This window comes from Embleya sp. NPDC127516 (assembly GCF_044765325.1).
GTDB lineage: Bacteria > Actinomycetota > Actinomycetes > Streptomycetales > Streptomycetaceae > Embleya.
The window spans coordinates 298,406-311,181 of record NZ_JBIWJT010000001.1 but is presented as its reverse complement, the minus strand read 5'-3'; the positions used below and the strand labels follow the sequence as shown (position 1 = coordinate 311,181).

At 70.3% G+C, this 12,776-nt stretch carries 12 protein-coding genes; 10 read left to right on the top strand and 2 right to left on the bottom strand.

What is annotated here, in order from left to right:
• Positions 1 to 936 carry a carbamate kinase gene (gene arcC / locus ACIRL2_RS01325; protein WP_395859826.1) on the top strand — a complete coding sequence of 312 codons (936 nt, stop codon included), beginning with the start codon at positions 1 to 3 and terminating at the stop codon, positions 934 to 936.
• Between the two features lie 312 nt (positions 937 to 1,248).
• Complete coding sequence (locus ACIRL2_RS01320; protein WP_395859825.1) at positions 1,249 to 2,298, top strand: hypothetical protein; 1,050 nt, start codon at positions 1,249 to 1,251, stop codon at positions 2,296 to 2,298.
• 465 nt (positions 2,299 to 2,763) lie between these two features.
• Here ACIRL2_RS01320 and ACIRL2_RS01315 read toward each other — a convergent pair whose 3' ends face one another.
• Entirely contained in the window at positions 2,764 to 4,068 is a 1,305-nt protein-coding gene (locus tag ACIRL2_RS01315) for a TerD family protein (RefSeq protein WP_395859824.1), read from the bottom strand.
• A 300-nt stretch (positions 4,069 to 4,368) separates the two neighbouring features.
• On the opposite strand from ACIRL2_RS01315, the gene ACIRL2_RS01310 reads away from it, so the two are divergent.
• The 7 genes from ACIRL2_RS01310 to ACIRL2_RS01280 all read left to right on the top strand — a co-directional run bounded on the left by ACIRL2_RS01310 (position 4,369) and on the right by ACIRL2_RS01280 (position 11,543).
• Positions 4,369 to 5,223 carry an ABC transporter permease gene (locus ACIRL2_RS01310; RefSeq protein WP_395859823.1) on the top strand — a complete coding sequence of 285 codons (855 nt, stop codon included), beginning with the start codon at positions 4,369 to 4,371 and terminating at the stop codon, positions 5,221 to 5,223.
• On the top strand, positions 5,216 to 6,025 hold the full coding sequence (locus ACIRL2_RS01305; protein WP_395859822.1) for an ABC transporter permease: 810 nt from the start codon (positions 5,216 to 5,218) through the stop codon (positions 6,023 to 6,025). The genes ACIRL2_RS01310 and ACIRL2_RS01305 overlap by 8 nt, the downstream gene beginning before the upstream one ends.
• Positions 6,026 to 6,063: 38 nt before the next feature.
• On the top strand, positions 6,064 to 7,011 hold the full coding sequence (locus tag ACIRL2_RS01300; protein ID WP_395859935.1) for an ATP-binding cassette domain-containing protein: 948 nt from the start codon (positions 6,064 to 6,066) through the stop codon (positions 7,009 to 7,011).
• Between the two features lie 252 nt (positions 7,012 to 7,263).
• Positions 7,264 to 7,659 (top strand): hypothetical protein, encoded by a 396-nt coding sequence (locus ACIRL2_RS01295; RefSeq protein WP_395859821.1) that lies wholly within the window; start codon positions 7,264 to 7,266, stop codon positions 7,657 to 7,659.
• Positions 7,660 to 7,685: 26 nt separating this feature from the next.
• Complete coding sequence (locus ACIRL2_RS01290) at positions 7,686 to 9,164, top strand: hypothetical protein (RefSeq protein WP_402229278.1); 1,479 nt, start codon at positions 7,686 to 7,688, stop codon at positions 9,162 to 9,164.
• Positions 9,165 to 9,177: 13 nt separating this feature from the next.
• Positions 9,178 to 10,815, top strand: coding sequence for a BCCT family transporter (locus ACIRL2_RS01285; RefSeq protein ID WP_402229276.1), 1,638 nt, complete (start codon positions 9,178 to 9,180; stop codon positions 10,813 to 10,815).
• A 50-nt stretch (positions 10,816 to 10,865) separates the two neighbouring features.
• Positions 10,866 to 11,543, top strand: a complete 678-nt coding sequence (locus ACIRL2_RS01280; RefSeq protein WP_395859818.1) for a class II aldolase/adducin family protein — start codon at positions 10,866 to 10,868, stop codon at positions 11,541 to 11,543.
• A gap of 42 nt (positions 11,544 to 11,585) precedes the next feature.
• Here the strand turns inward: ACIRL2_RS01280 and ACIRL2_RS01275 are convergent, their stop codons facing one another.
• Positions 11,586 to 12,086, bottom strand: coding sequence for a hypothetical protein (locus ACIRL2_RS01275; RefSeq protein WP_395859817.1), 501 nt, complete (start codon positions 12,084 to 12,086; stop codon positions 11,586 to 11,588).
• A 202-nt stretch (positions 12,087 to 12,288) separates the two neighbouring features.
• Here ACIRL2_RS01275 and ACIRL2_RS01270 point away from each other — a divergent pair, with 202 nt between their 5' ends.
• Positions 12,289 to 12,663: a peptidase inhibitor family I36 protein gene (locus tag ACIRL2_RS01270; protein WP_402229274.1), complete on the top strand. Its 375-nt coding sequence runs from the start codon at positions 12,289 to 12,291 to the stop codon at positions 12,661 to 12,663.
• The last annotated feature ends 113 nt before the right edge of the window (positions 12,664 to 12,776 follow it).

The window sequence follows — 12,776 nt, the reverse complement described above, 5'->3', positions numbered from 1 at the left end:
ATGCGCGTCGTCGTCGCCCTCGGCGGAAACGCGATGCTTCAGCGCGGGGACAAGCCCGACGCCGACATCCAGCTGCACAACATCCAAAAGGCGGTCAAATCGCTGGCCCCGCTGGCGCGCGAACACGAACTCGTGGTCACCCACGGCAACGGCCCCCAGGTCGGCGTGCTCGCCCTCCAGTCCGCCGCCGACCAATCGCTCACCCAGCCCTACCCGTTCGACGTCCTGGGCGCGATGACGCAGGGCATGATCGGCTACTGGCTGCTCCAGTCCCTCCAGAACGCGCTGCCGGGCAGGCAGGTGTGCTCGCTGATCAACCAGACCCTCGTCTCCACCGCCGACCCCGCGTTCCAGGATCCGACCAAGTTCGTCGGCCCGGTGTACGAGGAGGACGAGGCCAAGCGACTGGCCCACGAGCGCGGTTGGATCGTCAAGCCGGACGGCAAGTGGTGGCGCCGGGTGGTTCCCTCGCCCAAACCCGCACGGGTCGTGGAGACCCGACTGATCCGGCAACTGCTCGCCTCCGGGGCGGTCGCGGTGTGTGCGGGCGGCGGCGGCGTCCCGGTGGTCCGCAACGAACTCGGCCAACTCACCGGCGTCGAGGCCGTGGTGGACAAGGATCTCACCGCGGCCCTGCTGGCCGAGGCACTGGATGCGGACGCGCTGTTGCTGCTCACCGATGTCCCCCGAGTGGTCCGCGGATTCGGACAACCCGATGCGCAGGAGATCACCAACTCCACCCCCATGCAACTGCGCGCGGGGGACTTCCCGGCCGGTTCGATGGGCCCCAAGGTCGACGCGATCTGCCGCTTCGTCGAGATGACCGGCGACATGGCGGCGATCGGCGCGCTCGACCAGGCCGCGGAGATCCTCCGGGGCAACGCGGGGACGATTGTCACGCCCAGTGGCAAGTATCCGGAGACCAGTTTGTTGTGACGGCGGGTCGAGGGGTTGAGAGGGTCGAGGGGGCCGAGAGGGTTGCGAGGGCCAAATAGCCGAAGGTCAGAGGACCACAGGGTCAGAGGGGCGGAGGGTCGGAGGCGAGGGGTCGAGGGCTCGGTGTCGCGGGCCCGGTGTCGCGGGTGAGGCGGGGCCTTCGGGGGGCTGCGGGGGTGTGTCGGCGTGACGGGGGAGGCGATGCGGATCGTGGTGGACACGTGTGGGGCCCGGGTTCGCCGACGATCTTTTCGAGCGCGGATCGGTAAAGGGTCTGGTCCGATCGGCCCGTGTCCTGTGACCATGTCGAGCATGGCCGTCTCCGTGATGCCTGCCGCCGACACACTCGCTCGAACGCTGCTCGCCGCCCGAGGCGCCGAGTGGGGGGACTGGTCCGTCGAGGCCATGCAGGAGACCGCCGGACGGCTCGGCTGGGAGACTCGCCGCGTCGAGGACGGGCAGGTGGCGATCGAGACCGGCATACCCGGGCTGCAGTGCCGGGCGGACCCCGGCGAACTCGCCGAGGGCGCGCCGTGCGTGCGCTTCAGCGCCCCACTACCGGTCCGGGTGGACCCACCGCCGCCGGTGCCCGGGTTCCAAGGCCCGTCGGTGCCGGGTCAATACGCGTACGGCCCAGGTTCCGGCTCATGGGGCGCCGTGCCCTACGTCCGCGATCGAGGGCGGGAGTTGGACGCCGCGCACACCCGGCTGGGCGCGGCGCTGACCGCGACGCTGGGGCCCGCGCCGTGGCGAGGCGGGCCCGCCGCGTGGCTGCGCTGGCGATCGCGTCGGATCACGCTGCGCCTTTCTCGGGACGACGCGAACGAGGCGCTCGTCATGGAGTTGTTTCCGACGCGCGCCGGCGAGGCGTTCGAGCGGCGCGGCTTCGAGCGGGCGGGGTCCCTGGCCGAGCTGCCCTACATCTGGTGTGTCAGTCGGCCGGACATGAGCCTGGCGGAACTGTTCCTGCCGTTCGGGCCGGACCCGCGCGACTGGGCCGACTTTTGTGAGGCGTTGCCGCGCGTACTGTCCTCGCTGGTGGTGGACATGCCGCTGGTCGGGTGGGTGGAACCGGTCCTCTTGGTGCTGGGGGATGTAGCCGAACCCGCGCACACGGTCGAGATCCGGGTCGGGCAGGACCGCCTCGAACTGGGCAACGTGCCGGGCAACGGACGCCAGGTATGGCTGCGTCCCGGCACCGAACACGCGGTCGCGGCGGCCGAGTCGATCCTGGAGGCGTTCGCCTTCTGGGGCATCGACGGCGCTCGGCGGCTGCGCACTCGGGCATGGACGTCGGGCGGGTATGTCGACCTGCCCGGGATCGGAGTACGCCCGGAGGGGACACACCCGGACGACGCATGACCGGGACGAGCGGAGACCTGGGGCTCAAGGTCTGACACGCGGGCGAGGCGGGGCGGGACGGGTCCCGGGCAGGGAGCGCGGTCGCGGCGGCGGCGGAGGCGGCGTGACGGGGCGCGCACCTGCGCCTGCGACCGGTGTCCTCGTACCCGCGACCGCGGTCGCGAGCCTGCGCTCGCGACCGCGCCGGCGACCACCTGGCTGCGCGCCCGCGCCCGCTCGCGCTCGCGTGAGCGTTCGGCTGCGCGTGCGGCTGCCACCGCCACCGCCTGCGTCCTCACGGGCGATCGCGCACGCGTGGGCGCCGGCGGTCGCATGCGTACCCTCGCGACCGCCTGCGGGTACGCGCAAGCGCACCTACGGTCGCGACCACAAGGGCGCTGCGCTCGCGACCGCCGGTGCGTAGCCGCGCCCGCGCCCGCACCCGCACCCGCGATCGGGGTCGCGGTCCCGTGTTCGGTTCCCTTGTCAGTCCTTGGTGCCCGCTCGCCATTGCAGGCCCCAGCCGTAGGTCTGGTCGACCTTCTGCTGGTTGCCCTTGATGTAGCGCACCTCGCGCTGGATCGTCAGGTCCCCGCCCTGGTTCTGGACGAGCGCGATCGCGCACGAGCGCGCCGCACCGCCGGTCTCGTCGAGCCGGATCTCCAACTCGGGGCCGGTCGCCGGCGTGAGCGTCACCACCGCCTGCGCGTCGTCGAACGTCACACCCTTGTAGATGAACGCGAAGATCAGCAGGCGCTTGAAGCTGTTCTTGTGGTCGAGGTTGATGTACAGGTTCTCGCCCGCGGTGTTCGCGCCGGTCCGGTCGTCTCCGTCCAGGTACACGTACGGCGGCGCGTCCGCCGAACCGAACATGTTGCCGAGCGCCTGCACGATGCCCTTCGTGCCGTCGTTGAGCTCCCACAGGCAACACAGGTCGAGGTCGGTCGGCCCCATCAGCCGCTTGAGCATGCCGCGCCCGGGAGCTGCCTGCACCCAGTTGAGGTTCACCCGCATGCGGCTGCCGGTGATGCCCTCCTTGCTCAGCGAGACCATCGGTGAGGCCTTGGTCAGCGTCACCTTGCTCAACCGCACCGGCGGCCGGTTCGGAGTGGTCGCGGGCGCCGGCGTCGGCGCGGGGGCGGGCGGTGCGGGCGGCTGCCGTACCGGCTCGGGCTTGCGGACGTTCAGCCGAGGCGCCGGCGGAGGTGTGGGTGCCGGCGGGGGCGGCGGAGGTGCCTGCACCCGAGGGGGCGGCGGAGGCGGGGCCGTCACCGAGATGCCGAAGTCGGTCGCGAGCCCCTCCAGACCGGTCGAGTAGCCCTGCCCGATCGCGCGGAACTTCCAGGCCCCGCCCCGGCGGTACAATTCGCCCGCGAGCATCGCGGTCTCCACGGTCGCATCCGCGATGTCGAACCGGACCAGGTCCACCTCGGCCCCCGGATCGCTCACCAACAGGTGCAGATCCCGGATGCCCGCGAAGGTGCCACTGTGCGCCGACGCCGCGAGCACCACCCGATCCACACTCGCCGGAAGCGACCCCAGGTCGATCTCCAGCGCGTCCCTCGACCACGTCCCCTCGCTCTTGCCCGCGTGGCGGACCGCGCCGGAGGGATGGGTCGGCTGGTTGTAGAACACGAAGTCCGCGTCGCCCGAGACGCGACCCGACGCACCCAACAACAGCGCCGACGCGTCCAGACCGGGCGTACTCGGCCCCGGTCGCCAGACGAAGACCGCGCTTACCTTCGCGGCGGCCACCGGCGTGTTCTGTCCCTTGCCCAACTGCTGCACCATGCGCACGATCGTCACACGAGTGGGCTGATCGGTTCATCCTTTGCGGCGAAAAAATCGGGTGCCCACTCGTACGGGTCAGTAAAACCGGGGTGAAACGTACCCGCTCGTCCGCTACTCTTGCTCGCCTTGCCCGGGGTGTTGCGGGCCGGGGCCGGCGTTCGTCACGCATCAGGCTCGGCGCAACGAAACCAAGAGTGAGCATCCCCACACCTCCGACCGAGGTCACTTCGGTATGCCCGGAGTCGCGTGTCCGCTCGGCCCCGCCGACGCCGCACGCTGCCCGGGGAAAGGGATTTCACCATGTCGTTCGCTTCCGCGCGCTCACTGCGGATCGACCAACCGCCGGACCGACGGGCCCGGCTGTACCGCTTCGGCGCGCTGTTCGGCGCGGGCTTCCGCCGCTGGTCCACCTACCGGCAGGCAACCCTCGCCGGACTGTTCACCAACATCGTCTTCGGTGTGATGATCTACTCGTTGCTGCGCGCCCTCGCCGACGACGGCCGCCGGCCCGGCGGCTACGACGCGGCGCAACTCGCCACCTACGTCTGGGTCGGTCAGGGCATCCTCAGCGTCGTCCACGTGTGGACCTGGAACGAACTCGCCGACCGGGTCCGCAGCGGCGACGTGACCGCCGACCTGCTGCGCCCCATCGACCCCTTCGAGGCGTTCCTGGCCGCCGACCTCGGCCGGGCCGCCTACGCGGTGCTCGCCCGGATGGTGGTACCCGTCCTCGCCGGCGCGCTGATGTTCACCCTGTACGTCCCGCAACGTCCCTACACGATCCCGCTGTTCGTGCTCTCGCTGACCCTGGGTACGGTGCTCAGCTTCGCGCTGCGCTACCTCGTCAACCTCGGCGCGTTCTGGCTGCTCGACGCGCGCGGTATCGGCGCGGTGTGGCTGCTCGCCTCGGGTGTACTCGCCGGCACCTTCTTCCCGCTGCGGTTCCTGCCCGACTGGGCCCAGGCCGTGTTGTGGTTGTGCACCCCGTTCCCCGGCCTGTTTCAGATCCCGCTCGACGTGGTGGTCGAACGTCCCGGCCCCGCACAGCAGATCGGCAGCGTCGTGCTCCAGTTGTTCTGGGTTGCGATCCTGGTGCCCGTCGTGCGGCGCGTGCAGCGGGCCGCGACCGACAAGCTGGTGATCCAGGGTGGCTGAGTCGAGCACGATCCAGGCGTACGCGCATCTGGTACGAGCCCAGATCCGCAGTCAGACCCAGTACCGCGCCTCGTTCACCATCGACGTCGCGTCCTGCGCGCTTACCACGCTCGTCGAGGCCGCCGTCGTCCTCGTGGTGTTCCGGGTGTCGCCGACGGTCGGCGGATTCGGGCTGCGTGAGGTGCTCGTGATGTCCGCGCTCGCGGTCTTCGCGTTCGACCTCGCCGACCTGCTCGTCGGCAACATCGAACGACTGTCCCTGTACGTGCGCAAGGGCATGCTCGACGCGATCCTGGTCCGTCCGTTGCGCGTACTGCCGCAACTGCTCGCCACCGACTTCGCGTTGCGCCGGATCGGTCGAGCCGCGCAGTCCTTGGTGTTGCTGGTGGCCGTACTCGTGTACGCGGACCTGCACTGGACTCCCGCGCGCGTACTGGTGCTCGTGCTGACTCCGATCGCGGGCTGTGCGCTGTTCGCCGCGGTGTTCGTACTGGGGGCCTGTGTCGCGTTCTGGTTCGTCGAATCCGGCGAGATGGCCAACGCGTTCACCTACGGCGGCAAGGAGTTCGCCCGCTACCCGGCGACGATCTACCCGGGGTTGCTGCGCCGGGTGTTCGGCTACGGGGTCGGCCTCGCGCTGGTCGGCTATCACCCCGCGCTGTTCCTGACGGGACGCGCGGATCCACTCGGCGGGCCGGACTGGCTCGCATGGTTGTCCCCGGTCGTCGCGGCGTTCGCCTGGACGATCGCGCTGCTGGTGTGGCGGACCGGGATTCGGCACTACAGGAGTACGGGATCGTGACCGCGACCGAGACCATCACCCAGACCGCGACCGAGACGATGATCGAAGTGCGGGACCTGCGCAAGGAGTTCACCGTCAGGCGCAAGATCGGCCGGGTCCGCCGGGAATCGCTCACGGTGGCCGCCGTGGACGGCGTCGCGTTGAGCGTCGCGCGCGGCGAGACGGTCGGCTACATCGGACCCAACGGCGCCGGCAAGTCGACCACCCTCAAGATGATGACCGGGATCCTGACGCCGACCTCGGGGCATGTACGGGTCTGCGGCCTGGAACCGGTGCCCCGTCGACGCCGGCTCGCCCGTCGGATCGGGGTGGTCTTCGGACAGCGCTCGCAGCTGTGGTGGGACCTGCCGCTGCGCGAGTCGTTCAGGTTGCTGAGGTTTGTCTACGCGGTGCCCGCCGTCGAGCACGAGGCCAGGCTCCGACAGTGCCGGGCGATGCTCGAACTCGACGAGTTCATGGACACACCGGTGCGTCAACTCTCGCTCGGGCAGCGGATGCGCGGCGAGATCACGGCGGCCCTCCTGCACGGTCCCGATGTGCTGTTCCTGGACGAGCCGACGATCGGACTCGACGTGGTCAGCAAGCAGTCGCTGCGCGCCTTCCTGGCCGAGATCGGCACACGCGGGGACGTCACGACCGTGCTCACGACGCACGACCTCGCCGACATCGAGCACCTGTGCCGGCGGCTGATCGTGATCGACCGCGGCCAGGTCGTGCACGACGGGACGCTGGAGGCCCTGCACGCGCGCTACGGCTCGCGCCGGCGGGTGGTGGTGGATCTGGACGAGGCGCGTGCGCTGGACGTGCGGATGCCCGGGGTCGCGATCGAGGCGGTCGAGGCGGACGGCAGGCGAGTCACCTTCGCGCTGGACGGCGTGCCTGCGGGGGAGTTGATCGCCAGGATCGCGCGCGACGGGGGCCTGCGGGACGTGTCCGTGCGGGAGCCGACGATCGAGGAGGTGGTCGCGAGGCTGTATCGGGGGTGATGGGGCGGGCTCGCGGGCGGGGGACCTCTGCGGGCGACGCGCGACGCGCGACGCGCGACGCGCGATGGGCGATGGCGATGGGCGTCCGGCTGCGGCCGCAAGCGGTTGCCGGTGATGCGTTGTGGTCGGCGCCGGTGTCCGTCGCCAGTGTCCGGGGCCGGTGGACGTGTTCGGCGGGCTCCCGGTTTTGAGGGATTGCCCCCTGCGGTCGTGTGCGGTCCCGGAGGAGAGTCTTCCTGAGGGGGACGGGACATGACGCACAGTCAGGACGAGGTCGTCGGTGCCGCTTTGCCGCGGTGGGCGAACGGGCGGTTTCCGTTGCCGACCGACTCGGGGCATCACTGGTACACCGCTCGCGGAGGCGTCGTCGCGGCCTTGGCCGGGGCCGCGGTGACGCTGCGGGCGGCTGAGCCCGACGCGGCGGTGGTCGGGTGGGTGGGCGACGCCGACCTGGACCAGATACGGGTACTCGCCGCCGCGTCTGCCCGTCCTCCCGCTTTGGTGGTCGTGGGGGTGGCCGGTACGGGCAAGACCAGGACCGCCGCGATGGTGATCCGCCGCGAACTCGACGCCGGCGGACGCGTGCTGGTTGTAACGCGCCTCGGCATGCGCGCTCGATGGTCGCGCCGTACGGGGCTTGGGGGTTGACCCTGGCCGGAGTTCAGGATCACCTCGTGGGGCGGCCGTTGTGGACCGGGCCCGTGCTCGATCCGGAGCTTGTGTCGGCGCTCGATCCGAACGAGGCCCATCGGCTCGGGCGCGACCTCGAACGATTGGCGCATGCGGGCGGGTTGCGTGATGCGGCTTGGCACGGCGTGCGGATCGACACGCTCGAGCAGGCCCGCTCCGTGGTCGGCGAAGTCGCCGAACTGCGCGCAAGGTGGCGCGAGATCCGGGCGGCCGCGTCCCGGGCCCGGCTCCACCCCGATCGGGCCGAGCCGCGTGATCTCGCCGAATGGACGGCGTGTCTCGCACTCGTCAAGCGAGTGCGGCAGCTCTCGATCGTGGTCGACCCGGAAGTCCTCACCGGTCCGTACTCCATTCCCCGACTGCCGGCGACCACACGCTGGTACGGACGACCCGCGGCGCGCCGATACCTGCGCGAACGTACGCGATTCCCGACCGACCGGGCCGCAATGCGGCTCACCATGACCGAGGCCCGAGCCTTGGTCCGTCTCTTCCAGGAACAGCCGGACGGGTTGCCCGAGACGGTGTTCCTGCGGGAAATGGTCCCGGCGTGGTCCGACTCGGAATGCGAACGGCAGGCGCTTGCGGGCTACGCGGAATCGCTGTTCCCGGTCCTGGGCCTGCCGGTGGACGCCGCGTTGCCCGATATCGGGGAGCGGCTCGATCGGCTCGCCGAGTCGATCTCGGCGGACGGCGTGTCCTGCGAGCGACTGGCGGACCGCTGTCGCTGGTACCGCGCCCTCGCGACCGCCGGCTTGGGACCGCTCATGGCCGACCTGACGGCGAGAGCGGTATCACCGGAGGGGGCCGCGGGCGGGTACGAGCACTTCCTGTACACCTCGCTCGCCCACACCATCACCGCCGGCGGGCCCGGCGGGGTGGTAGGCCTACAAGCGCACGCCCACCGGTATCGAACCCGAGCGTCGGCGACGGCGGTTGTCCGCCCGAGGCCGGTGTCGGGGGTGCGGGTCGGCCCGTCGGCTGCGCCGGCGGGCGCACCCGTGAGGGTGATGTCGCCGCGCGCGGTTCGGCGATTGCCCGATGACGTGCGCTTCGACCTGGTGGTGGTGGACGACGCCGGGACGGTGAGCGAACGCGACGTGATCCCCGCTCTGCTCCGTGCGGATCGTGCCGTGCTGTTCGGAGACCCGGCCGGGCCGGGACTCGGTGATCCGGACGGTCCGGTCGAGCCGGGCGATCCCGGTTCGGAAGGCGACCTGCGCTCCGCCCTCGCAGCCGTGAGCCGCTTCGTCGATCCGGTTCGGATCGGCCACCCACACCGCGCTCGACGAACGCCTCGCGTTGCCGGGCGGGTTGCATTCGGCAGATCGTGGCGTTGTACCGATCCGCGACGAACGACGCGCCGGTGGTTGCGACAAAGGAGTGACGCCGGAGGCTGTTCCGGCGCGTCCCGCCCTTCCCCATCCGTGAGACCGCACCATGTCGTGTGGCGCTTGAGCGGATGAAAAGGACGACCACGTGAGCGGATCCAGCCGGGACGACGCCGCCGCGCCCCGCGTGGACCCGGTCGTCGCGGCCATCGGCTTCGCCCTCGTGCTCGCGGTCGTCCTGTGGGGCGTCCTCGCCAAGGGTTCGCTCGACACCGCGGCGTCGACCGGACTCGATTGGACGATCCGCAACTTCGGCTGGCTGTTCGTCGTCGCCGCCGACACCTTTCTCGTGCTCGCGGTCTTCATCGCCGCGTCGAAGTACGGCCGAATTCGCTTGGGCGAGGACGACGACGAGCCGGAATTCAGTACCGGCGCCTGGGTCGCGATGATGTTCAGCGCGGGCATGGGTATCGGGCTGATGTTCTACGCCGTGGCCGAACCCATCCAACACTTCGCCGCGCCACCACCGGCCTCGGGCGCGGTCGCCCAGACTCCGAGGGCGGCCGGCGCGGCGCTCGAATGGACGCTCTTCCACTGGACGTTGCATCCGTGGGCGATCTACGCGATCGCCGGCCTCGCCCTCGCCTACGCCACGTTTCGGCGCGGTCGCGGAAATCGGGTCAGCGCCGCGTTCGTACCGCTCCTGGGTCGCCACGCGGACGGTGCCGCCGGGCAGGCGATCGACCTGCTCGCCATCTTCGCGACCGTGTTCGGCTCGGCCACCAGCCTGGGACTCGGCGCCCTCCAGGTGGCCAAGGGCCTGGACCTGACCACCGACATCAAGGACACCTCGACGCTGCACGTGGTGATCATCATCGCGCTCACGGCCGCCTTCGTGGTGTCCGCCTTCAGTGGGATCCATCGCGGCGTCAAGTGGCTCAGCACCGCCAACGTGCTGCTCGCGCTGGTGCTCATGGTGTTCGTGTTCGTGGTCGGCCCGACGGTGTACGTGCTCGGGGTGCTGCCCGCCTCCGTCGGCAGCTACCTCAACGATCTGCTGACCCTGGCGACCCGTACCGGAACCTTCGGCGGGGACGCCTGGATGGGCTCGTGGACGATCTTCTACTGGGCGTGGTGGCTGTCCTGGGCTCCATTCGTGGGCACGTTCATCGCACGCATCTCGCGCGGCCGGACGGTTCGCCAGTTCGTGATCGGCGTCCTGCTGGTACCCAGCGGGGCGAGCACGATCTGGTTCGCGGTGATGGGCGGGACCGCGCTGCGCCTGCAACAGACCGGCTCGGCCGATCTGGTGACCAAGGTCGCCGACGGGCCGGAGTCGGGCCTGTTCGCGATGCTCGACGCGCTACCCCTGTACGCCGTCACCGCGACCGTGGCGATGATCCTGGTCGCGCTGTACTTCGTCACCGGGGCCGACTCGGCCTCGCTCGTGCTCGGCTCGCTGACCAGCCGCGGCTCGCTCAAACCGGCGCGCTGGCTGGTGGTGGGGTGGGGCGCGCTGATCGGCGCGGTCGCGGCGGTGCTCCTGGTCGCGGGTGGTCTCACCGCGCTGCAACAGGCGACCATCCTGGTCGCGTTGCCGTTCGTGCTGGTGATGCTGGCGCTGTGCGTGGCTCTGCTGAAGGACCTGAACAGCGACCCGATGGTCGCACCGGGACCGAGACGCATGCGGGCGCGTGGTTTGTCCGCCGCGGTGCGCGCGACCGTGGGCGACGAGGGCGAGGGCGTCGACGCGGAGGCCTTCCACCGACACCACGGCGGCATCTGAGTACGCCGATCTGATTGGATCCGTTCGGGCCGAGTCGGCCTCGATCGGTCATGGTGGTGTCAGAGCGAATCCGGGCGTATCCCGGTCGGGAGGCCGCGGTGTTGTTGGAGGACGAGCGTCGCGAACTGTGCGAGTTCGGAGCACGGATCGTCGAGTGCGGACTTGTGGTCGGAGCCTCGGGCAACCTGAGCGTGCGCCGGGGCCCGCTGGTCGCGGTCACCCCCTCCGGTGTCCCGCTGGAGCGCATCACGCCGGCGGAGTGCGTGGTCGTGGACATGACGGGCACGGTCGTGGAGGGCACGCGGACGCCTTCCTCCGAGACGCCGATGCACCTCGCGCTGTACGAGAGCGACCCGAACGCCGGCGCCGTGGTGCACACGCACGCGGTGTTCGGGGCGGTGGTGGCGACAACGCTGCCGGTGTTGCCGGCGATCCACTACAACGTGCTGCTGCTCGGCGGGCACGATGTGCGGGTCGCGCCGTACGCGACCTACGGGACGCCGGAATTGGCTGCCTCGGTGCGAGCGGCGCTCGCGGGCGGCCGCAGCGCGGCGCTGATGGCCAACCACGGGGGCGTGACCCTGGGACGGGACCTGATCGAGGCGTACGACCGTACCCGGATCCTGGAGTGGTTGTGCGAGGTGTACGTGCGCTCGCTCGCGGTGGGCACGCCGAACGTGCTGACCGCCGCCGAGCTGGCGGCGGTCGAACGTCGGATGAACCGGTAGGAAGGCCCGGGCCGGCTGCGGCGGAGCGCGGCCCGGTCCCGGTCAGCGCTTGACGTCGATCACGATGCGGCTCGGGTTGTTCAGGACGAACGTGAGCACCTCGTGCACGTTGCTCTTGTAACCGATGCCGACCTTGAGCTTGCCCTCGAAGTCGCACGTGACCGCGTACCCGGTGAGCGAAGGCATGTTGGTCACCACGTGGCGCGGGCCGGTGTACGTGGCGTTGCCGTCGTCGTCGTGCGCGGCGCCGGCGATGTCCAGTTCGAGGTATTCGGCGCTGTTCGGGAAGCTGACGGGCTTGCCGCTCGCGCACTGCTCGAGACCGCTGCTCGTGGTGCTCCCGTACGCCGGGAGGCCGGCGGAGAAGTCGAGGACCACGCGGTCGAAGGTCGCGTGTTGTCCGGTGCGGATGTTGGTCAGGTACGTGGTGCCGGCGGCCTGCGCGGTCCCGGACAACACGGTGGTGGCGGTGATGCCGACGACGGCGGCGACGCCGAGGGCGGAGCGGACGAGATGGCGACGGGGGACGGATACAACAGCCATGACAGCCTCCGAATGAGCCGATATCTACAGCGACGAAACGTTTCGCACTCTGGTTCCGAGATGGCAGAAGTTGATCTTCAATGCACTCTTTCGAAGTAATCCGGCCACATTTGCCGGCGCTTCGCCGATACACGAGCGACCCTGGACACACGTCGGAACCGGGGCAACGGATTCGACGAACGGGGTATCACCGATGAACCGCATGCGACGTCGTTTTGTCTGCGCGCTGGCCCTGACCACGAGCCTGCTGGCCGTGGCGGCGCCGGGGGCCTCCGCCGACCCGACCGGGGCTGCCACGTGTGAACCGGGGCAGGTGTGCTTCTGGACAGGGCCGGCCTTCGCCGGTGCGCCGGCGGCGGCATTCGAGTTGGCCGAAGTCAACGTCGAGCAGTGCATTTCCCTGCCCGACGGGGTCGACGCGCTCTCCTTCGCGAACCGCATGGATCGCTACGTGACGATGTACCAGAGCAGGGAGTGCGCCACGGAAGGCGACTTCAGCACGTATCCGGGCGACGGGGTCTTCGTGCCCGACGTGCCCTTCACGGTCCGGGCCTTCCAGATCTGGGAGAAGCCGTGACGGCGGCCGCGGGAGACGGCCGTCGTCCCCGGACTCCGGAGTAGCCCGAGAAGTCGAAGGACGCGGCAACTCGATCGACCGTCGCGTCCGGACTCGGTGGCATGGCGAAGGTC

What these genes read in the sequence shown, in the direction of transcription:
- arcC (WP_395859826.1), top strand. Translation starts at nt 1, where the DNA reads ATGCGCGTCGTCGTCGCCCTCGGCGGAAACGCGATGCTTCAGCGCGGG.
- ACIRL2_RS01320 (WP_395859825.1), top strand. Translation starts at nt 1,249, where the DNA reads ATGGCCGTCTCCGTGATGCCTGCCGCCGACACACTCGCTCGAACGCTG.
- ACIRL2_RS01315 (WP_395859824.1), bottom strand. Translation starts at nt 4,068, where the DNA reads ATGGTGCAGCAGTTGGGCAAGGGACAGAACACGCCGGTGGCCGCCGCG.
- ACIRL2_RS01310 (WP_395859823.1), top strand. Translation starts at nt 4,369, where the DNA reads ATGTCGTTCGCTTCCGCGCGCTCACTGCGGATCGACCAACCGCCGGAC.
- ACIRL2_RS01300 (WP_395859935.1), top strand. Translation starts at nt 6,064, where the DNA reads ATGATCGAAGTGCGGGACCTGCGCAAGGAGTTCACCGTCAGGCGCAAG.
- ACIRL2_RS01295 (WP_395859821.1), top strand. Translation starts at nt 7,264, where the DNA reads ATGACGCACAGTCAGGACGAGGTCGTCGGTGCCGCTTTGCCGCGGTGG.
- ACIRL2_RS01280 (WP_395859818.1), top strand. Translation starts at nt 10,866, where the DNA reads ATGGTGGTGTCAGAGCGAATCCGGGCGTATCCCGGTCGGGAGGCCGCG.
- ACIRL2_RS01275 (WP_395859817.1), bottom strand. Translation starts at nt 12,086, where the DNA reads ATGGCTGTTGTATCCGTCCCCCGTCGCCATCTCGTCCGCTCCGCCCTC.
- ACIRL2_RS01270 (WP_402229274.1), top strand. Translation starts at nt 12,289, where the DNA reads ATGCGACGTCGTTTTGTCTGCGCGCTGGCCCTGACCACGAGCCTGCTG.